Genomic DNA, 20,828 nt, shown 5'->3' on the forward strand with positions numbered 1-20,828 from the left:
TGCGATATGCTTTATTTTGAGAATGACTATGGCTTCGGCGCGCATCCGGCGGTGCTGGAGCGTCTGGTGCAGACCAATATGGAGCCGGTTTCCGGCTACGGAACCGACCCGTTCACAGCTTCGGCGGTGGAAAAGATCAAAGCGGCCTGCGGCTGTCCGGAGGGACAGGTGTTTTTCATCACGGGCGGCACGCAGACCAATATGCTGGTGATTGACGCGATGCTGCGCAAATATGAAGGCGTGGTTGCGGCGGAGACCGGCCATGTGAGCGTGCATGAGGCCGGCGCGATTGAATTTACCGGCCACAAGGTGCTGACCGTGCCCGAAAAGGACGGCAAAATGTCGGCCGAGGCGCTGGAAAAATGCCTTTCCACGTTCTGGAACGACCCCAATCACGATCATATGGTATTCCCCGGCATGGTATATATCTCCCACCCGACGGAATTCGGAACGCTGTACAGCCGGCAGGAGCTGGAGGAGCTTTCCGCCGTCTGCCGGAGATATGAGATTCCGCTTTATATGGACGGCGCGCGCATGGGCTACGGCCTGGCCGCTTCGGAAGACGTGACGCTGCGCGAAATTGCCGCCTGCTGCGATGCGTTTTACATCGGTGGCACCAAATGCGGCACGCTGTGCGGCGAAGCCGTTGTGTTCCCGCGCGGGGCCGCGCCCAAACAGTTTGTCACCATGACCAAGCAGCACGGCGCGCTGCTTGCCAAGGGCCGCCTGAGCGGCGTGCAGTTTGACGCGATGTTTACCGACGGACTGTATGAAAAAATCTGCCGTCCGGCGGTGGAGCTTGCCATGCGCCTGCAAAAGGGCCTGCGGGAAAAGGGATACCGCATCGCGTTCCCCTCGCCGACCAACCAGCAGTTCGTCATTCTGGAAGACGCCATGCTGGACGAGCTGCGGCGGCAGCAGGTCGCTTTCAGCTATTGGGAGCGGTATGACGAGGGGCACAGCATCATCCGCCTGGCAACAAGCTGGGCAACCACCGAACAGCAGGTGGACGAACTGCTGACCCTGTTTTAAGCGGAAAAATTTCCGTTTTTGCAATAACAGCCAACATTTTGGAGGCAATCAATGAACGTAAGCTACGAAGAACAGAAAATCATACAGGTCGATCTGGAAAAGGAGATGCGCAAAAGCTACATCGATTACGCGATGAGCGTCATCGTCAGCCGCGCGCTGCCCGATGTGCGCGACGGCCTCAAGCCCGTGCATCGCCGTATTCTGTACGCGATGTTTGAGGACGGACTGACTTCGGACAAGCCTTACCGCAAGTCGGCCACGACCGTCGGTAACGTGCTCGGCCGGTATCACCCCCATGGCGACGCATCGGTGTATGACGCCATGGTGCGCATGGCGCAGCCCTTTTCGCTGCACTATCCGCTGATTGACGGCCACGGCAACTTCGGTTCGGTGGACGGCGACCCCCCGGCGGCCTATCGTTATACCGAGGCCCGCATGGCCCGCGTGGCAAACTACATGCTGGCCGATATCAAAAAAGATACGGTGGATTTTCAGCCCAACTTTGATGAAAACCTGAAAGAGCCGCTGGTTCTGCCCTCGCGTTATCCCAACCTGCTGGTCAACGGCTCGTCGGGCATCGCGGTCGGCATGGCGACCAATATTCCTCCGCACAACATGACCGAAGTGATCGACGGCGTCTGCTACGTCATCGACCATCCGGAGGCCGGCCTGGACGAGATCTGCCAGTTCATCAAGGGACCGGATTTTCCAACGGGCGGCATCATCATGGGCCGCTCGGGCATCCGCGCCGCCTATGCCACCGGCCGCGGCAAAATCAAGCTGCGCGCCAAGACCGAGATCGTCGACCTGCCGAACGGCAAAAGCCAGATTCTTGTGACCGAGATTCCCTATATGGTCAACAAGGCCCGTCTGGTGGAGGCCATGGCGGGTCTGGTTAAGGACAAGCGCGTGGACGGCATCACCAATATTCAGGACCACTCCTCGCGCGAAGGCATGCAGATCGTCATTGACATCCGCCGCGACGCCAACGCGCAGGTTATCTTAAACCAGCTTTTCACTTATACACAGCTTGAGGATACTGTTTCGATGATTCACATTGCGCTGGTGCCTTCGGGCGCGCAGGGCAAATTGCAGCCGCGCGTGCTGACGCTGCGCCAGATCATCGACCAGTATATCGCCTTCCAGAAAGACGTGGTTGCGCGGCGTACCCGCTTTGATTTGAAAAAGGCGCAGGACCGCGCGCATATCCTCGAAGGTCTGAAGGTTGCGACCGACGGGGACAATATCGACCGCATCATCGCCATCATCCGCGCCTCCAAAAATGAGGCGGAGGCCAAGGAAAACCTGTGCAAAGAGCCGTTCTGGATTGACCAGATTGCGCTGCTCGGCATTGTGGACGGTTCGGCGCATTTTGAGTTCCACCTGGATGACGCGCAGGCACAGGCCATTGTGGATATGCGTCTGGGCCGCCTGTCCGGTCTGGAGCAGCAGAAGCTCAATGAAGAATATGCCGAACTGGAAGAAAAAATCCGCGGGTTTGAGCATATTCTGTCCGCCGATGAGAATATTCTTGCCGTTGTAAAGGAAGAATTGCAGCAGATCAAGGCCAAATACGGCGACGCGCGCCACACCGAAATTGCCAACGTTGCCGATGAGATCGACATTGAAGACCTGATCGAGCAGCAGGACTGCGCGTATACGCTGACGCACTTTGGCTATATCAAACGCCAGCCGACTTCGGTTTACCGCGCGCAGCGGCGCGGCGGACGCGGCATTTCGGCCATGTCCACCCGTGAGGAGGACTTTGCCAAGAGCATTTTCACCGCCTCCACGCATGATACCATCCTGTTTTTCTCCGACCGCGGCAAGGTATACAAGCTCAAGGGCTACCAGATACCGGAGACCGGCCGCTCGGCCAAGGGCATGAATATCATTAACCTGCTGGAACTGGAAAACGATGAAAAAATCACCGCCATGTTCCCGATCCAGCAGTTTGCGGATGATAAATTCCTGTTCTTTGTCACAAAACAGGGCGTTGCCAAGCGCGTGGTGCTTTCCGATCTGCAAAATATCCGCAGGGCGGGTCTGCGCGCACTGAACCTCAATGAGGATGACGCGCTGATTGACGTGCGCCTGACCGACGGCGAGCAGAACATCCTGATCGCCACGCATGAGGGCCGCGCCATCTGCTTTGACGAAAACGAAGTCCGCGCAATGGGCCGCACGGCGACCGGTGTGCGGGGCATCCGGCTGAGTGAGGGCGACTATGTTGTGGGCGCGGCGCGGGCGCGCAAGGGCGCGTATGTGCTCTCCATCACAGAGAACGGCTACGGCAAACGCACGCCGGTGGAGGAATTTACCGTTCACCACCGCGGCGGCGGCGGCATGACGCTGCACAACCTGACCGAAAAGACCGGTCTGGTGGCCGGCATTGCGGTTGTGGATAATGAGAACGACGTGATGATTATCACCGATGACGGCGTCATTATCCGCACGGGTGTGGAAGAAATCCGCGAATGCGGCAGAGGCAGCCAGGGCGTTATCGTCATGCGGACGGGAGAGGACGTCAAGGTCATTTCCATCGCCCGCACGGATAAGGAAGAACCGGATACCGCAGAAGAAGAAAATGCCGAGCAGGAATAACAGCAAAACGGACGCTTTGTGCGTCCGTTTTTTTGCGGGGAAAGCGCTTTGCCGGAGCAGAAAATCCACATGCGCCTTGCGCGGGCGGCAAAAAAGGGGTATACTGACTCTATCTGGAATGCCTGCATGAAGAAGGAGAGAACCCGATGAAGGACGGATTTATCAAGGTTGCGGCGGCAACGCCCGGGCTGCGCGTGGCGGACTGCGCGTATAACGCGGCGGAAACAGCGCGGCTGGCGCGTGAAGCGGCGGAAAAAGGCGCGAAACTGATCGTATTTCCCGAGCTGTGCCTGACCGGCTACACCTGCGGCGACCTGTTTTTGCAGCAGACCCTGCTGGACGGCGCGCTCGCCGCGCTCGAGACCGTGTGCCGGCAAACTGCGGCGCTTGAAGCCGTGGTGCTGGTTGGTCTGCCGCTGCGCGTGCGCGGCAAGCTGTATAACTGCGCCGCGGTGCTCTGCCGGGGCGAGGTGATGGCCTTTGTGCCCAAGCGCCACCTGCCCAATTATTCCGAATTTTACGAACAGCGCCACTTTGTCTCGGGCGACGCGCTGGACTGCATGGAAGGCGTCTGCGTGAAAAACGGCGCGGGCGAGACGGTTCGCGTGCCGGTGGTGACCGGTCAGGTGTTCGCCTGCGAGGAGCAGCCGCTGTTTACCTTCGGCGTGGAGCTGTGCGAGGATTTGTGGGTCGCCGCGCCGCCGTCCATTGAGCTTGCGCAGGGCGGCGCACATATCATCGCCAACCTGTCCGCTTCGGATGAGCTGGTCGGCAAGGCGGCTTACCGCCGCGATCTGGTGCGGCAGCAGTCCGCGCGGCTGGCCTGCGCCTATGTGTATGCGGACGCCGGCACCGGCGAATCCACACAGGATCTGGTGTTCGCGGGGCATGACCTCATCGCGGAAAACGGAACGCTTTTAGCAGAAAGCCGCCGCTTTACAGAGGGTATCGTTTACGCAGATATTGATTTGGAGCGCCTTGCCTATGAGCGCCGGCGCATGAATACCTTCGGCGCGGCGGAAACCGGCGTATTTTCCTTTTCCCTGCCTGCGGCGGACTGCGACCTTGCCGACCGGCGTTTTCCCCGGCTGCCCTTTGTGCCGGAAAACAGCGAAAAGCGCGTCGAACGCTGCGAGGAGATCCTGACCATTCAGGCGGCCGGTCTGGCGCGCCGTATTGCGCACACCCGCGCGAAAACCGTGGTGGTCGGCCTGTCCGGCGGGCTGGATTCCACGCTGGCGCTGATTGTGACGGCGCATGCGTTTGACCGTCTCGGTCTGGACCGAAAGGGTATCCTTGCCGTTACCATGCCGTGCTTCGGCACGACCGCCCGCACCCGCGGCAACGCGGAAAAGCTGGCGGAAGCCTACGGCGTGACCTTGCAGACCGTGGATATCAAGGCGGCGGTCGATCAGCACTTTGCCGATATCGGGCACGACTGGAACGACCACAGCGTGACCTTTGAAAACGCGCAGGCGCGTATGCGCACGCTGGTGCTGATGGATCTGGCGAACAAGCAGGGCGGCATGGTGGTCGGCACGGGCGATCTGTCCGAGCTGGCGCTTGGCTGGGCGACCTATAACGGCGACCATATGAGCATGTACGGCGTCAACGCCTCCATCCCCAAAACGCTGGTGCGCCATCTGGTCGATTACGAGGCGGGCCGCGCGGGCGGCGCGCTCGAAGCCGTTTTGCGCGATATTCTGGATACGCCGGTATCGCCCGAGCTGCTGCCGCCCACGGACGGCGAAATCAGCCAGAAAACCGAAGACCTCGTCGGCCCGTATGAGCTGCATGACTTTTTCCTGTTTTATATGCTGCGCTTTGGCTATCCGCCGCGCAAAGTGTACCGCGTGGCCTGCCGCGCCTTTGCCGGCGTGTATGACGCTGCGGTCATCAAAAAATGGCTGATTACCTTTATCCGCCGCTTTTTCACCCAGCAGTTCAAGCGCTCCTGCCTGCCGGACGGCCCCAAGGTCGGCACGGTGGCGCTTTCCCCGCGCGGAGACTGGCGCATGCCGTCGGACGCCTGCGCAGACCTGTGGCTGGCGGAAGCCGAAGCCCTGTAACGGAAAATTTTTCGCAGGATACGGCTCTGCCGCTCATCCTTTTCAAAGGAGCAAAGCATTTGAAAACCCTGTTTCGCAATGCCGTGGCGGTGCTGGCCGCCGCGGTGTTCTGTCTGAATTTATATATTGAGCTGGCCCCGCAGTATGTGGTGCATCCGCCGGTTAAGCTGGTGTTTGCGGCGGTTTTTGCAGGTTTGCTGTGGCTGGCGTTTTTTTTCGGCCTGCCAAAGGGCGCGCGCGCCAAACGGCGGCGGGATTATGTGATGCTGCTGTTCTGGTATTATCTGTGGGTGCTGGCAAACGTTTTGTTTTTTGATAATGCCTTCGGCCGCGGCTTTACCGGCCATCTGGCGCTGGATGCGGTCAATCTGGAGCCGCTGCGCACCATCCGCAACTACATCAGCGCCTATGGATACGGCAATATTTCGCTTTATCTGGTCGTGCTAAACCTGGCGGGCAATCTGGCGGCGTTCGCGCCGATGGGCTTTTTCCTGCCCGCGCTGTTCCGCTGGCAGCGCAGCATTTTTTTCTTTACCGCAACGCTTGTGCAGGGCATCACCGCAGTGGAAGTATTGCAGGTGTACTCGGGCGCGGGCTCGTGCGATGTGGACGATTTGATTCTCAATCTGGCCGGCGCGCTGCTGGTTTTTGCCGTCTGCCGCATCACGCCGCTGTGGAAGCGGGTGTGCGCCGTCACCCCGCGTGAAAAAACCGGCGGCGGATAAAAAAATTCTCCATTCTTCAATTGTTTGCCTGATCGGGCAAAAAACAACAGGGGGGACTGTTACGCATGTTTGATACCGTTTTGGTGGCCGGCCTCGGCCTGATGGGCGGCTCGATGGCGCAGACCATCAAGCGCCACACAGACTGCCGCGTACTCGGCTGGAACCGCACGCGGGAGACCGCGGAAAAAGCCCGCGCAGACGGCGCGATTGACGCCGTTGCGACCGAAGCGCTGTTCGGCCAGGCCGATCTGGTGCTGATCGGTCTGTATCCGCAGGCCACGGTGGACTGGCTGCTGCAAGCCATGCCCAAAATGAAAAAGGGCTGCGTTGTGGTGGATATGGTGGGCGTCAAGCGCTTTATGATTGACCGGCTGGAGCAGGCCGCGCTGCAGGCGGGGGTCCACTTTGTGGGCGGGCACCCGATGGCCGGACGGGAATTTTCCGGTTTTGATTACGCGCAGCCCACGCTGTTTGACGGGGCGAGCATGATCTTTGTGCCCAACCGGTCGAGCAATGAAGCGGTTTTGCAGGCGCTGGAAGCGTTTTTCATGGGTCTGGGCTTTGGGCAGACCGTGCGCTGCACCGCCGACCAGCACGACCGGATGATTGCGTTCACCTCGCAGCTGGCGCATGTGGTCTCTTCGGCTTATATCAAAAGTCCGGAAGCCGATCAGCACAACGGCTATTCCGCCGGCAGCTATAAGGATTTGACGCGCGTGGCCAAGCTCAACGAGCATATGTGGAGCGAGCTGTTTTTGTGCAACGCCGCGCCGCTGGCGCAGGAAATTGACGAGATCATCGCGCATCTGGACGAATACCGCCGCGCCATCCGCGCCGGTGACCGTGAAACGCTGACCGCGCTGCTGCGGGACGGCCGCGAGCGCAAGGAGCGGCTGGGATAAAACCGCATGGACGAACGAGGGACGGGCAAGGCGCCCGTCCTTTTTTTGCCCAATGCGCGCAGTTTATTCTTGCGCGGGAGCGGTTTCGGGTGTACACTGTATAAGGAATTTTTGACGGACGGGGGAACAGATGTCATGCAGATTCATATCCGCCGGCGCCTGCTGCGCTGCGCGTTTCAAACCATGCTGCTGGGCGGCCTGCTCAGTACAAGCGGCGGCGTGGTCATGTCCCTTTTGCAGGACCGGTATGCGCTGGGCTACCAGTGGGGCGGGGTGCTGCTGGCCGCGCTGAGTATCGGCAACCTGCTGGCCGGTTTTGCAACCGGCATGCTGACCGTGCGGCACGGCATGCGCAGCACTGCGCTGCTGTTTTTATCGGGCGGCGCGCTGGGTTATCTGATGATGGCGCTGACGGGCAATCCCTGGCTGCTGCTGGCGGCGTATATTTTTGTGGGCGCGGCCAAGGGGTGCGTGCTCAATACGGACAGCGTGCTGGTTGCCCTTGCAGCCGAAAACCGCACGCGGAGCATGAACCTGGCGCACGCGCGGTTTGCGCTGGGCTCGCTGCTGTGCCCGCTGCTGATTGCGGCGCTTGGCCTGCTGCACTGGCGCGCGCCGATGTTCGGCCTGACCGTCTGCGGCGTGCTGCTCTGGGCGGCGGCCTATGCCGGAAGGCTGCCGCGCCGTGCCAGCCGCGCCGAACAGCAGGGGGGACAGTGGGACTTTTTTCACTCCCGCCGGTTCTGGCTGCTGACCGCGGTGCTGTTTTTCCAGAACTGCACGGAAATTGCCGTAACGGGCTGGATGGTGACCTATTTTAAGGATACGGGCATTCTGTCCGGCACGATCGGGCAGCTCACCGTTTCGGTCATCTGGGGCGCGATGCTGGCGGCCCGTCTGTTTATTGCGCTGGTCATGCCCATCAAAAACAGCTTCCGCGCGCTGACCGGTATGACGCTGGGCTGCATCGCAGCCTATCTGCTGCTGCTGCGGGCCGGTTCGCCGGTTTCGGCGATGGTATCGCTGTTTCTGTTCGGCGTGGCCATTGCAGGCGTCAACCCGACGGCCGTTGCCAGCGCGGGCAAGTCGCTTTCCAGCACGGGCGTGGGCGTGATGCTGCCGGTGGCCGGTCTGGGCGCCATCGCCATGCCGTATATCGTGGGGGCCATTGCCTCGGCTTTTGGCATTCACGCCGGTATGATGAGCATTATTGCGGCGGTGATCGGCATGTTTGCCAGCTCGGTGCTGCTTTTGTTCGTGCGCGAGGGCGAAACGGCCTGAAAATGCGGAAAAAGAGAGGGACCGCTCTTCGGGAGCGGCCCCTTTTTCGTTTATGCGGCAATCTGCCTGAATCCGGACTTGCCTTTCTCCGGCTTTTTTGAGATAATATACAGGAAGAGAGAGAGCGAACAGAGATATTGCAAAGAGGGATTTAGAAATGGATTTGGGAGTTACACTGTCTCTGACGCAAAAACAGACCCTGTCGCTGATGCAGATCCAGTCGCTGCGGATTCTGGAAATGAATACGGAAGAACTGCAAAAATACTGCCTGCAGGAACAGACCGAGAACCCGCTGCTGGAAATCGGCTCGTTTTCCGATCAGCCGCTGTCTCCGGTGGAGCAGCAGGAGTGGGTGGAGCGCAACAGCGTACATATCGGCAGCGGACGGGCGGAAAGTCCGGAAAAGCTGCTGTTCAACGTGGCGCAGTTTGAAAGCCCCTCCATACAGGATCAGCTTTTGCAGCAGGTGAACGAGCGCACCTGCCCGCCGGGGGTATATCGCGCGCTGCGTCGTCTGGTCTGCCTGCTGGATGACAACGGGTTTCTGGGCATGGATGAGGCCGAGCTGCCGGCAATGATACAGGCTGTGCCGGCGGACTGTGAAAAGGCGCTGGCGCTGCTGCGCACGCTGGAGCCGGCCGGCGTGGGTGCGCGCGATCTGCCGCACTGCCTGCTGCTGCAGCTGGAGCGGTACGGCCGCAAAACCCCGCTGCTGGAGGAAATTCTGCGCTGGCATTTTGCCGATATTGCGTCAGGGCAGGTCAAGCGCCTGTCCCGTGAGCTGGGCGTTTCCCGGGCAGAGGTGACGCAGGCGCTGGAGGTGCTCCGCCTGCTGGACCCGCGTCCTGTGGCCGGTATGACGGCGCAGCCCACCGAATATCTGGTGCCGGATATTCTGGCATCGCACACGGCGGACGGCTGGGAAATTGAAATCAACGATTCCTGGTGCGGTACGGTTCATGTCAACCGTACCTATCTGCTGATGGCCGAACATGCCGAAACCGAGGAAGAGCGCGCGTATTTTACCGAAAAAATACGCCGTGCGCGCGCGGTGGTGCATGCGATTGAGCAGCGCCGCCGGACCATTATTGATATGACACGCCTTATGCTGGAACGGCAGGAGGATTTTGTGCTGCGCTGCATGCCGCTGCATCCGCTTTCCATGCAGGAGGTCGCAGAAGCGCTGCATATTCATATTTCAACGGTCAGCCGCACGGTGCGGAGCAAATATGTGCAGTGCCCGCGCGGGGTGATTCCGCTTTCCGGTCTGCTGGAGACAGCGGCGCCGGCCGGCATGCAGGACGGTCCGGCCGTTGGGCGGGGTGAGCTGCTCCATCAGCTCCGCCAGCTGATTGAACAGGAGGATGCCTCCAAACCCTATAGCGACGCTGCGCTGGCCGAGCGGCTCAACGAGCTTTGCGGCGTGCAGATTTCGCGGCGCACGGTAGCGAAATACCGGCAGGAGCTGCATATCAAGGGCGCGTATGAGCGCCGCGCAACGGAATAAAACAAAATCCCCTGCCATATAGACGGGTGTTCGTATGACAGTATTGCACAGGAAGCCGAAAATCAGATAGAGTGGCAGATGAACGCTTGCAGGGTACAGGCAGAGGAAGTTGTGAAAACAGAATTGATTTATGATTGAGCGAGGAAGTCCGGGCAGAAAACTGTTCGGACTTTTCTCATATCTCACAAAAGTTGCGGTAGAACTGTCCGCAAGTGTTATGGTATAACTTTGGTATGGTATCCGTGCTATGAAATAAAATGATGTACAATAACAACAAAGCAGGGCGATTATTACATTCCTTGTTTGGAATGACCCGCCGAAAAAGAAGAAAAGGTATATCGGCGTGTGGGGACAGCGGCATTTGCGGTATATTCGAGAGCATAAAAAGGTGTTCTACACTAATCTGCTGACAAGCGGCAAACTGATGGCACAAGGCAGATATACCGATGCCGCCAACGAGGTTATGATAAAATTCGCAAAATAAGAACACGGCGGCAGGGGTTAAAATCCCTGCCGCTGATCTTTTGCGAAAAATGTTATAATAAAGGCGCGACTATTTCGATTCTCATACGACTAATAAGTGAAAGGGACAAAAACACACCCCCTTCGGAAAGGAGAAAGTCAATGGACAACGGTGCAAGCAGCTACCGCCGTTTCCTTGATGGTGATGACAACGGGATAGCTGAAATCGTTGAAGATTATAAAGATGGTCTTATTCTTTATTTGAACGGTTACGTCAATAATATTTTCATTGCCGAGGAACTGACGGAAGATACCTTCTTTCGGCTGATCACCAAAAAGCCGAGATATTCCGGTAAAAGCACATTCAAGTGTTGGTTATATGCAATCGGACGAAATGTGGCGATTGATTATATAAGGCATCATTCAAAAATGCTCCATACTCCCATCGAAGATATGGAAAACTATTTGAGCGAGGAGCAGAGCCTTGAACAATCCTACCTAAAAGAAGAGAGAAAAATCATAGTCCATAAGGCTGTTTCTGAACTTTCAACCGATTACAGAACAATCCTCTGGCTTGTTTTCTTTGAAGGTTTTTCCAATAAAGAGGCGGCAATTGTGTTGAAAAAGAATGACCGACAAATAAAAGATCTTCTTTACCGGGCAAAGCAGTCTTTGAAATCAAAACTTGAAAAGGAGGGATTTATTTATGAAGAATTCTGAAGAAATGGTAAATAGCCTGCTTGAACGCAGAGATAAGTATGCTGCCGAGAAAAAAAGGAAAAGGACAATCATTACCCGTACAGTAACCTCGATGTGCTGTGTGTGCCTTGTTGTCTGGTTGGGCTTCGGTATGTGGCAAGGAGGAATGTTCGGCACAACACCACCTGCAACATTAAATGATTCAATCAATATCGGCGAAAAAGATTATATTAACCCAGATGAATTGAATGCTAACGCAGACACTCAGACATCTAAAAACGATGCGGATTTGAGCAACAATTCTTCTGCTGCAAATGATAATGCTGGGAATCATCCTAATAGCTACAGTCCTAACGGAAGCGAAAAGACTATGATTTCTTCGTTTAGTATAAACGGAACACCATCTGCTTCGTATGAAACACCCGAAAATGGCAAATTTTATTTTTCGATACCGTTGAGTGAAGCTATGAATGAATATGGAGATAGTGTTTTGTATCGTGTAGTCGTTGATGTGTTCAACAACAATGAACAATTATCATCAGATAGCAACCAAGTACAAGACGAGTGTAAACGACTTTCGAATATTGGATATGTTGTTGCCTATGAAACTGTTTCCGATGGAGAATCTTATCATTATTACTTGACTCTGCACGCCACTTATGATGAATTGACAGAGTTTATTGCAAATGAAAGCTATGGCTACTTTATGTTCTTGTATGATGAACGAGTAGAATCTACTGTTGAATCACCAATATCATCTAATGGCTTCAGACAATGATAACAGACACCCTGCAAGACTTCAAAATCTTGCAGGGTGTTTTGCTGTCAAAATGTATGTAGTCCCCACAGAGCAGGGGGCTGTTTTTTTAATTTTTATGCTGCGCTTCCTGCAAATGGCGGCCGAAGGAAGTGGCCTGCATGGCCTTTTGCAGCGCCGGCAGCAGCGCCAGCGAAACCACAACGGCGATGACGGTATTCGGCCCCGAGGCAAGCAGCTTGGGGATATTTGCGGCAAAGGCGGGCGCAAAGGCGCTGCCGCCGATCATCAGCGCGGCGATGTTCTGGAACATGTAAAAGACGGTGGAAAATACGGCGGCAATCAGCGCCGCGGCAGCATTGCGGCCGAAGCGTTTGGCGCGTGCGCCGGCCCAGTGGGCGATTACGCCGCACAGCCAGGCCATCAGGAAAAAGCGGATAAAGGTGATCCAGGCCTCGGGCACATATTCGGGCGTCATCAGGTCAAAGAACATGGAGCCCAGACCGGCGGCCAGTCCGCCGCGCACGGGCCCAAGCAGCAGACCGCACAGCAAAACGAATGCGTTGGCCAGCTTAATCATGGTGGTGCCGGTGGGCGTGGGAATGCGGATGGAGAGAAACATTGTCACAACAAAAACAACCGCGGCCATCAGGCCGGTCGAGACAATGTCATACAGTGTGATTTTATGCGTTCCGGTTTGCATCAGAAATTCCTCCTGCCGATGGTATCTGACAACTATGATACGCCGCTTATGACCTGATGAAAATAGTCAATTTGCGTTTATTTTATAGGGTCAGACGGCACAGAAAAATCCCCGCCCGCTATATGAAGAGCGGACTTTTCCACATTTCCCTCCGTCTCTGTGGATAAAATACGTTCCTCTGCGCAAAATACCCCAAAAGAAGAAGGGAAGGATGCGCATGAAGCTGGATAAACAGCAGTATCAGAAGCTGTTGGAGCAGAAAAGCCCGAATTCGCCCCTGTGGAAAGATTGTCTGAAAGCCTTTGTATTCGGCGGTGCGATCTGCACCGTGGGCGAAGGCGTCAGCAACTTCTGGCAGGCGCGCGGACTGGAAACGGCGGACGCCGCCGCGGCAACTTCAATCACCATGGTGTTTCTGGGCGCGCTGCTGACCTGCCTGCATCTGTATGAAAAGCTGGCAAAACACGCGGGCGCGGGCACGATCGTGCCGATTACGGGCTTTGCCAACGCAATTGTATCGCCCGCGATGGAGTTCAAAAGCGAGGGCCTGGTGCTGGGTCTTGGCGCAAAGCTGTTCGTCATTGCCGGACCGGTGCTGGTATACGGCATTTCGGCCAGCGTGGTGTACGGCCTGCTGCTGTGGATGCTGGGAGGAGGCGGCGCGGCATGATCGAACGCATCGGACGGCGTACCCTGCGCTTTGCCGGCCGGCCCGTGCTGCTGTCGCACGCGGCGGCCGTCGGCAAAAAGGAGGGCGAAGGCCCGCTTGGCGGGCGGTTTGATTTTGTAGCCGAAAACGACCGCATGGATGAAAAATCGTGGGAGCTGGCGGAAAGCCGGCTGCAGCGCGCCGCCATCCGCATGGCGCTGGAAAAGGGCGGGCTGAAAAAGGAAGACCTGGATGTAATTCTGGCGGGCGACCTGCTCAACCAGTGCATCAGCTCTTTTCTGGCTTCGGTCGATTCGGACGTGCCGTATCTTGGCCAGTACGGCGCCTGCTCGACCATGGCGCAGGGGCTTGCGCTGGGCGCGTGCCTGGTAGAGGGCGGCGCGGCGCGCAGGGCGCTGGCTGCGGCGTCCTCCCATTTCTGCTCGGCCGAGCGGCAGTACCGTTTTCCGCTGGCTTACGGCGGGCAGCGCACGCCGACCGCCCAGTGGACGGCCACGGCGGCAGGCGCGGCTGTGCTGCAAGGCGGCGCGGGCAAAGAGCGGCAGCCTTCCATCCGCGTGACGCATGCGGTATTCGGCAAAATGGTCGAAATGGGCGTGACGGACGCGGGCAACATGGGCGCGGCCATGGCTCCGGCGGCCTTTGACACCATCACGGCCCTGCTGGACGACCTGCACGCCGCCCCCACTGATTTTGACTGCATCGTGACGGGCGACCTGGGGCACGTCGGCGCGGATATTCTGCTGACGCTGCTGCGGGGACAGGGCGTCGACCTTTCGCCCGTCTATTCCGACTGCGGCAGCCTGCTTTACGGCGACGAGCAGGACGCCCACGCGGGCGGCTCGGGCTGCGGCTGTTCGGCGGCCGTGCTGTGCGGCCCGCTGCTGCGCGATATGCGGGAGGGAAAGCTCCGCCGGCTGGTCTTTGCCGGAACGGGCGCGATGATGAGTCCGGTCTCCGTGCAGCAGAAGCAGCCGATTGCCGGGGTGTGCCACGCAGTTGTGCTGGAAAGGAGCGAAGCATGAACGGGATGGAATATTTAAACGCCTTCTGGGTGGGCGGCGCGATCTGCGCGGTCTGCCAGGTGTTCATTGATAAAACCAAGCTGACACCGGCGCGTATTCTGGTCAGTCTGGTGGTCATCGGCGTATTTTTGCAGGGCATTGGGGTGTATCAGCCCGTGGTGGACTATGCAGGCGCGGGGGCGACCGTGCCGCTGCTGGGGTTTGGCTATTCGCTTGCCAGGGGCGTGGCAAAGGCGGTGGCGGAGGACGGCCTGCTCGGCGTGTTCACCGGCGGGGTGACAGGCGCTGCCGGCGGCATTGCAGCCGCCATTGTGTTCGGCTGCCTGTTTGCGTTGCTGGCAAAGCCAAAATCCAAGGGATAAATTCTTTCTGTTGCGCCGCCGGCCGCGCGCGGGTATAATAAAGGGCAGCAGGGAGGACGAGACAGATGCGGTATTATTTTGCCCCGATGGAGGGCGTGACAGGCGCGGTATACCGCCGCACACATCATGAATATTTCCCGGGTGCGGATAAATACTTTATGCCCTTTATCACGCCGACCGCGCAGCCCCGGCTGACCCCGCGCCAGAAGCGGGACGTATTGCCCGAGGAAAACGCGGGCGTACCGGCCGTGCCGCAGCTTTTGAGCCGGAACGCCGCAGACTGCGTCTGGGCGGCGAACGCGCTGGCCGAACTGGGGTATGAGGAGGTCAACTTAAACCTCGGCTGCCCTTCGGGCACGGTGACGGCAAAGGGCAAGGGCGCGGGCTTTCTGGCCGATCCGGACGGGCTGGACCGCTTTCTGGACGCGGTGTTTGCAGGCTGTTCGGTCAAAATTTCCATCAAAACGCGGCTGGGGCTGCGCGATGAGGCCGAATTTGCGCGTATTTTGCAGATATACAACCGGTATCCGGTTTTTGAGCTTACCATCCATCCGCGGGTGCGGGAGGATTTTTACAAAGGCCGCGTGCGGGAAGCTTGCTTTGCCGCCGCGCTGCCGCAAAGCGCCATGCCCGTGTGCTATAACGGAGATGTGGTCTGCGAGGGGGACGCGCAGGCCGTGGCGGCGCGGTATCCGTCGCTTTCGGCCATCATGCTGGGCCGCGGGCTGATTGCCGACCCTTCGCTGGTGACGCGCCTGCGGGGCGGCCCGCGGGCCGACCGGAAAACGCTCTGCGCCTTCCACGACGCACTGTACAGCCGTCTGTCCGAACGCTTTGGCGACCGGCGCATCGCCATGCTGCGCATGAAGGAGATCTGGTTTTATCACCTGCATCTGTTTGGAGAGAACGAAAAACACGGCAAACAGCTGCGCAAATCGCGCACCCCGCAGGAATACGAAGCTGCGGCGGCCGCCGTTTTTCGGGATCTGCCGCTGCTGGATGAAGCGGTGCCGCGCTGGTTCCGTCCGGCGGAATAAAAAAAGCTTCCATCAAGACGATGGAAGCTTTTTTCATGTGCAGAAGTCTGCGGCGATGGCGGACAGGTCGGCCTCCGTAAGCGAGGCGCACATGCGGTATTGTCCGGAAAAATCGCAGTATCGGGTCACGTCGTTGGGCACGACCAGCACGCGCATGCCCGCGTTCCGGCCGGCCTGCAAACCGTTGAGCGAATCTTCCACCACCAGGCATTCGTCCGCGCTGCTGCCGCAGGCCGCGGCCGCTTTGCAGAACAAATCGGGAAAGGGTTTGACGCGCGCAACGTCCTCTGCGGTAACGAGCACGTCAAAATACTGCATCAGATCCAGCCGCTCCAGGTGGCTGGCCGGTTTTTTGCGGACGGACGAGGACGCAAGCGCAACCGAAAGCCCGCGCTGCCGGGCGTTTTGCAGAAACGCGCGCACCCCCGGCTTTGCCGGCAGACGGCCGCTTCGCTCGACGAACAGGGGAAAGGTCTGCTGTTCAAAAGCCGCGCGGTCCACATGCACGCCTTTTTCATCCAGCCGGCGGAACAGCGCCTCGGCCTCGGAGCCGACGCAGGTCAGAAATTCCTGCACAGAAAGCGCGTAATTTTTGTTCCGGCGGAACCAGTCTGCAAAGATCTGGTACCAGACGACCTCGGTATCGACGATCAGGCCGTCAAAATCCATAATAATTGTTTTCAGCATCATACTTCACCGTTTCTATCATAAAGGAAAGGACGCCGTGTTGTCAAGCAGGGGCGCGCGCAGGGGAAGCAAAATAAAAGTCCGGTTTAAGGGACAAAGCATCGGGTATTATCCAAGTAACGAAAGACGAAACGGAGGGGTTTTCCGATGCGGAAAAATTTTGGACTGGCCATGCAGGCGGCGGGCGGCCTGCTGGCGTTTTTGGCGGCCGGTGCGTCCGATATGGGGACCATTTCGGCAGAGGGGCTGCTGTACAATGCGGTCTGGGTTGTTTTGCTGTATGCGGCAGGCAGCGTGCTGCGCAGGGGAAAACCGGCCCGCGTCGTGCGGCTGCGGGCGGGCGCAGACCGGATCGGGCACCTGACGGCAGGCCGCGCTTTCCCGCCGCTGGAAAGACGGTTCCGGGCGGTGCGGCTGCTGCGATGAGCGGTCTCTCGATCGAAACCACGCTTTCGATCGAATTTGCGACTGCGAATCGCGCCCCCTGGGCACAATTCTCCGTCGTTTTGTATGAAAACCCACGCGCGTGTCGCGGGTTTTTATGAAAATTGCAGCTTGCTGCAATTTTCTGTTTGATACGCGCGGCTCGCGCGCAGGATTTTTCGACAGACTGAAAAAAGTCAGGCGATACGCCTGACTTTTTTTGCATTGCGGCATATGGTTTTGGGTTTAATACGCCTTTTCCACTGCCGCGGTCAGCACGCGCGAGGCCACCGTGCCCGCAACCGACGAGCCGCCGCCGCCGTTTTCCACCAATACGATAAAGGCGTAAGGCGTGGCACTGTCCCGCAGGAAGCCGGTGAACCATGCGTTCGGGGTCTTGTCCGGTCCGACCTCGGCCGTACCCGATTTGGCGCAGATGTCCATGCCGGGGAAGCGGTCCTGTCCGTAGGTTTCGATGACGTTGTTGTGCATCATGTCCGCAATGGTGCGGGCGGTCGTGCCGTCGATCAGCTCGCCCGATTTGCGCGGCATGTATATGCCGGTCGGCAGGCCGTAAGCCGTGGTGGATTTGGCAATAAGACGCGGCATGGCGGCCTTGCCGCCGTTTACAATCGCGCCCATATACAGCATCATGTTGATGGGGCACATGGTATCCTGTCCCTGGCCGACGCCCGACCAGGCAAGCTGGTTGTCGCTGCCGGTAAAATCAAACCGTCCCTGCGAGGTGCTGATGCCGTCCACCTTGATGGATCTGGTCAGCCCTGCGGCGTCGGTGTATTGCTGCATGGTGTCCCCGCCCAGCTCAACCGCGAGCCGGCCGAACACGCCGTTGCACGAAACCGCCAGCGCGTCCTCAATATCCAGTTCGCCGTGGGCGTAGGGGCAGGTCACGGCGTCGCCGCCGATCTCCGTCGAGCCGGTGCAGTTCCAGGTGCGCGAAAACAGATCAGGAATATTTTCAATTGCGGCGTTGAGGGTGACAACCTTGAAAATCGAGCCGGGGATGGAGTTGGCGGACAGCAGACGGTTGACATACACGCCCTCCCACGAAGGGTCGTCCGGATCGATGGACGGGGGATCGGCGGGGTCAAACGTCGGCGTGGAGACCATGCAGAGGATTTCGCCCGTCTTGTAATTGTATACGCCTACCGTGCCGCGCATGCCGCCGAGCGCCTGATAGGCGATGTTGTTGAGATAAGCGTCGATGGTCAGGTAAAGCTGGTTGCCCGTGCCCAGCGGGGAATACACGCCGGTCAGCAGGTTGTAGCCGGAAAGCTTGTCGGCAAAGGCGGTCAGTGCGCCCGCGCCGATGTTGCCCGCCGGATCGCCGACCGCGTGCAGGGTCGCCCGGCGAACGTCGCCGTCCGGATAGTAGGTGCGGTTGCCGTTTTCATCGAGCGAGGAGAGCACGTCGCCGTCCCGGTCGAGGATGGTGCCGCCCTTGAGCGCGCCGCTGTTCGAATACAGGTGGCGGTTATAGGGATAGGAGGCCCAGTCGCCGCCGTCCACCACAAAGCGGAAGCAGAACAGCGCCAGACCAAGGCCGAGCAGCGCGGCCAGAATCAGGCAGAACACGCCGCGTTTTTCAATTTTCCGCATTTATTCCACCTCCCCGCGCAGCTCACGCCTCGAAGGCAGCCGGACGGCAAACGAAGCGTTCTGCCGCGTATCCGTCGCCTTGAGGAAGGCCAGCATGCCCCAGGCCGACAGCATGGACGAGCCGCCGTTGGATACAAACGGCAGGGTAACGCCCGTAAACGGCAGGATATCGACCGCGCCGAATACGTTAAGGCAGGTCTGGAACACCAGAAGGCTCGTCGCAGCGCAGGCCGCAATGGTGTAAAAGCTTGACCGTCCCGCGCGGCACGCCCGCACGGCGAACACGGCCAGCGTGATGATGCACAGAATGGTGAGCACCGCGATGATCAGGCCCCATTCCTCGCACAGCATGCCGAATACGATATCGGTATCCGCTGCCGGCAGGCCGGAAAGCCAGCCCTTGCCCGCGCCCACGCCGATCATGCCGCCCGAAGCGGCGGCGGTCAGCGTGTGGGTCTGCTGGAAGCCGGTGTCGTACACATCCTCCCACACATGGCCCCACGAGGCAAAGCGCGCGGCAACGTGCGGCTTGACCGTCAGCATGACCATGCCGCCGCCGAAGCAGCCCGCGCAGATCAGGCCGAGGGTGGCAAAATCACCCGAACGCAGATAGGCGATGACGAGGAAGGTGACGAAAAACACCAGTGCGGTGCCAAAGTCGTTTTGTAATGCCAGACAGCCGCCGCAGATGCCGGTCAGGCCGATAAACATCCACAGGTTGCGCTTGTTGAACAGGCGGTCAAGCGTGGCCGCGCCCGCGAAGATATAGCAGATCTTGGCGATCTCCGAGGTTTGCAGCGACAGCGGGCCGAGCCGCAGCCAGGCCTTGGCGCCGCCTTCCGACGAGCCGATCAGCAGCGTGATGGCAAGCAGGCCGACTGCCGCCGCCCCCATGAACCAGCGCACCTTCTGCGCGCGCCTCAGGTCGCGCAGGAAAAAGCCGAGGAGGAGGAAGAGCGCCAGTCCCATCAAAATGGCAACCAGCTGCTTGGGCATTTCATGCGGTACGGTCGAGCCGGTCACGGCAAGCGACAGCGTACACAGGAAAAACGCGATGGTCTCCATCTCAAAACCGATGCGGCGGAACGAGCGCATCACAATAAAGTAGCCCCAGCAGACCAGGGTCAGCACCAGATAGGTCAGCGGGATGGTGACGGTGGCTTCCGGCCCCGCCGCCACGATGAGCTGCAGCGCGGTCAGCACCTGAAACAGCGTCAGCAGAACAAGCGAACCCCACATACCTGCGGGACGGCCTTCCATGCGGCGCTCCGCCATCTGGCGGCGCTTTTCCTCGGCCGAGATGGGCACCAGCATGGTCGGGATGCCGCCGAAGGCGACGGTGTCGCCGTCCTCCACCACGGCATATTCGTCCACAGGCAGGTCGTTTACGGTCACGCCGCCCTTGGAGCCGAGATCGTATACCGTCCACGAGCCGTCATCCTCGCGGATGAGCGCCGCGTGCTGGCGGGATACCGAAGGATATTCAAGCTGCACATCGCAGGACGGCGCGCGGCCGATGATATTTTCCCAGTGGGTCAGCGGCAGGCGCACGCCGTTTGCCATGCCCAGATAGCCCCAGACCTCGTCCGGGTGTTTGACCTTCCACAGCGAGCGGATCGCGCCGACCAGAATCATCAGCGCCAGCACGGGGAAAATGAACCGCACAACCGTGGTGTACCAGGCGCCCACCAGCGGATTTTCCGCAAGGAATGCGGTCACCGTATCGAGCAGGCGCTGTAAAGCGTCGATCATTTGTTTTCCTCCCTTCCGGAGAACCGAATCGAAAATGTACGATACAGACACAGTTTGTCTATAACCTTTATATTATAGCATATTTGTCAAGCCATAAAGCAGTTTTGGTATGGAAATGGAAAAATGGAGCGCAGCGGCGCGCCTGTCCTCCCTTTTTCCCTTTTTGGGCAAAAACAGGCGAAAAACCGCCCCATCTTTCCCGCGCAGGGCTTGACAGAATACAAAACCGATGGTACACTGAATTCCTAAGATCATATCAGCGACAAACGAAGTTTGCAGGAAAAAGCCGCAAGGCTTGCCGAAGGAGCAAAACTCTCAGGCGTCCGGTTTGCCGGATGAGGACTGTAAATGGATGTGGCTCTGGAGAAGTCCTTCTCTTATGGAGGATGCCGAAGGTGCAAGACGCGGCGGACAGCAACGCCGCGCGAATCTCTCAGGCAAAAGGACAGAGTGACGGAAAACGGCGGCAGTCGGGCGGCAAGCGCCCGTTTATCTGCTGTGCTGCTTTTTT

The 20,828-nt window shown here is 58.7% G+C and carries 19 protein-coding genes, 1 pseudogene and 1 riboswitch; of the genes and pseudogenes, 16 read left to right on the plus strand and 4 right to left on the minus strand.

The window, feature by feature from the left end; all coding sequences use genetic code 11:
- The 11 genes and pseudogenes from ACOYIE_RS02140 to ACOYIE_RS02190 all read left to right on the plus strand — a co-directional run.
- Positions 1 to 1,032 (plus strand): threonine aldolase family protein (locus tag ACOYIE_RS02140; RefSeq protein WP_433410388.1); only part of this gene is annotated, 1,032 nt, incomplete at its 5' end.
- A gap of 51 nt (positions 1,033 to 1,083) precedes the next feature.
- Positions 1,084 to 3,636, plus strand: a complete 2,553-nt coding sequence (gene gyrA / locus ACOYIE_RS02145) for a DNA gyrase subunit A (protein ID WP_433410390.1) — start codon at positions 1,084 to 1,086, stop codon at positions 3,634 to 3,636.
- Positions 3,637 to 3,782: 146 nt separating this feature from the next.
- The gene (locus ACOYIE_RS02150) at positions 3,783 to 5,705 is read left to right on the plus strand and encodes an NAD(+) synthase (protein WP_433410392.1); all 1,923 of its coding nucleotides are present in this window, start codon (positions 3,783 to 3,785) and stop codon (positions 5,703 to 5,705) included.
- A 59-nt stretch (positions 5,706 to 5,764) separates the two neighbouring features.
- Positions 5,765 to 6,430: a VanZ family protein gene (locus tag ACOYIE_RS02155; RefSeq protein ID WP_433410394.1), complete on the plus strand. Its 666-nt coding sequence runs from the start codon at positions 5,765 to 5,767 to the stop codon at positions 6,428 to 6,430.
- A gap of 65 nt (positions 6,431 to 6,495) precedes the next feature.
- A complete protein-coding gene (locus ACOYIE_RS02160) occupies positions 6,496 to 7,332 on the plus strand; it encodes a prephenate dehydrogenase (protein ID WP_433410396.1) in 837 nt (278 codons plus the stop codon).
- Between the two features lie 135 nt (positions 7,333 to 7,467).
- Positions 7,468 to 8,613 carry an MFS transporter gene (locus ACOYIE_RS02165; protein ID WP_433410398.1) on the plus strand — a complete coding sequence of 382 codons (1,146 nt, stop codon included), beginning with the start codon at positions 7,468 to 7,470 and terminating at the stop codon, positions 8,611 to 8,613.
- 157 nt (positions 8,614 to 8,770) lie between these two features.
- Positions 8,771 to 10,120 carry an RNA polymerase factor sigma-54 gene (gene rpoN, locus ACOYIE_RS02170; protein WP_433410400.1) on the plus strand — a complete coding sequence of 450 codons (1,350 nt, stop codon included), beginning with the start codon at positions 8,771 to 8,773 and terminating at the stop codon, positions 10,118 to 10,120.
- A gap of 51 nt (positions 10,121 to 10,171) precedes the next feature.
- Positions 10,172 to 10,258 (plus strand): annotated as a pseudogene (locus tag ACOYIE_RS02175) (TnpV protein); the annotation flags it as partial.
- Positions 10,259 to 10,463: 205 nt separating this feature from the next.
- Positions 10,464 to 10,604, plus strand: coding sequence for a TnpV protein (locus ACOYIE_RS02180; RefSeq protein ID WP_433410402.1), 141 nt, complete (start codon positions 10,464 to 10,466; stop codon positions 10,602 to 10,604).
- A 140-nt stretch (positions 10,605 to 10,744) separates the two neighbouring features.
- Positions 10,745 to 11,302, plus strand: a complete 558-nt coding sequence (locus ACOYIE_RS02185) for an RNA polymerase sigma factor (RefSeq protein WP_433410404.1) — start codon at positions 10,745 to 10,747, stop codon at positions 11,300 to 11,302.
- Positions 11,289 to 12,059: a hypothetical protein gene (locus ACOYIE_RS02190; RefSeq protein ID WP_433410406.1), complete on the plus strand. Its 771-nt coding sequence runs from the start codon at positions 11,289 to 11,291 to the stop codon at positions 12,057 to 12,059. Before ACOYIE_RS02185 ends, ACOYIE_RS02190 begins: the two co-directional genes overlap by 14 nt.
- A gap of 88 nt (positions 12,060 to 12,147) precedes the next feature.
- Here ACOYIE_RS02190 and ACOYIE_RS02195 read toward each other — a convergent pair whose 3' ends face one another.
- Positions 12,148 to 12,741, minus strand: coding sequence for an ECF transporter S component (locus tag ACOYIE_RS02195; protein ID WP_433410407.1), 594 nt, complete (start codon positions 12,739 to 12,741; stop codon positions 12,148 to 12,150).
- Between the two features lie 217 nt (positions 12,742 to 12,958).
- Here ACOYIE_RS02195 and spoVAC point away from each other — a divergent pair, with 217 nt between their 5' ends.
- The 4 genes from spoVAC to ACOYIE_RS02215 all read left to right on the plus strand — a co-directional run bounded on the left by spoVAC (position 12,959) and on the right by ACOYIE_RS02215 (position 15,835).
- Positions 12,959 to 13,411, plus strand: a complete 453-nt coding sequence (gene spoVAC, locus ACOYIE_RS02200) for a stage V sporulation protein AC (RefSeq protein WP_433410409.1) — start codon at positions 12,959 to 12,961, stop codon at positions 13,409 to 13,411.
- Positions 13,408 to 14,436 carry a stage V sporulation protein AD gene (locus ACOYIE_RS02205; RefSeq protein ID WP_433410411.1) on the plus strand — a complete coding sequence of 343 codons (1,029 nt, stop codon included), beginning with the start codon at positions 13,408 to 13,410 and terminating at the stop codon, positions 14,434 to 14,436. The genes spoVAC and ACOYIE_RS02205 overlap by 4 nt, the downstream gene beginning before the upstream one ends.
- Before the next feature lie 5 nt (positions 14,437 to 14,441).
- Positions 14,442 to 14,798: a stage V sporulation protein AE gene (gene spoVAE / locus ACOYIE_RS02210; RefSeq protein ID WP_433410426.1), complete on the plus strand. Its 357-nt coding sequence runs from the start codon at positions 14,442 to 14,444 to the stop codon at positions 14,796 to 14,798.
- 65 nt (positions 14,799 to 14,863) lie between these two features.
- Positions 14,864 to 15,835 (plus strand): tRNA dihydrouridine synthase, encoded by a 972-nt coding sequence (locus tag ACOYIE_RS02215; RefSeq protein WP_433410413.1) that lies wholly within the window; start codon positions 14,864 to 14,866, stop codon positions 15,833 to 15,835.
- A 33-nt stretch (positions 15,836 to 15,868) separates the two neighbouring features.
- Here the strand turns inward: ACOYIE_RS02215 and ACOYIE_RS02220 are convergent, their stop codons facing one another.
- Positions 15,869 to 16,525, minus strand: coding sequence for an HAD family hydrolase (locus ACOYIE_RS02220; RefSeq protein ID WP_433410415.1), 657 nt, complete (start codon positions 16,523 to 16,525; stop codon positions 15,869 to 15,871).
- Between the two features lie 144 nt (positions 16,526 to 16,669).
- On the opposite strand from ACOYIE_RS02220, the gene ACOYIE_RS02225 reads away from it, so the two are divergent.
- Positions 16,670 to 16,948, plus strand: coding sequence for a hypothetical protein (locus ACOYIE_RS02225; RefSeq protein WP_433410416.1), 279 nt, complete (start codon positions 16,670 to 16,672; stop codon positions 16,946 to 16,948).
- 243 nt (positions 16,949 to 17,191) lie between these two features.
- Here ACOYIE_RS02225 and ACOYIE_RS02230 read toward each other — a convergent pair whose 3' ends face one another.
- Positions 17,192 to 18,565, minus strand: coding sequence for a penicillin-binding transpeptidase domain-containing protein (locus ACOYIE_RS02230; RefSeq protein ID WP_433410418.1), 1,374 nt, complete (start codon positions 18,563 to 18,565; stop codon positions 17,192 to 17,194).
- Positions 18,566 to 20,317: an FtsW/RodA/SpoVE family cell cycle protein gene (locus ACOYIE_RS02235; RefSeq protein WP_433410419.1), complete on the minus strand. Its 1,752-nt coding sequence runs from the start codon at positions 20,315 to 20,317 to the stop codon at positions 18,566 to 18,568.
- Between the two features lie 350 nt (positions 20,318 to 20,667).
- Positions 20,668 to 20,776, plus strand: a riboswitch (glycine riboswitch).
- Positions 20,777 to 20,828: the final 52 nt, after the last annotated feature.

The organism is Agathobaculum sp. (assembly GCF_050946325.1).
Lineage (GTDB): Bacteria > Bacillota > Clostridia > Oscillospirales > Butyricicoccaceae > Agathobaculum.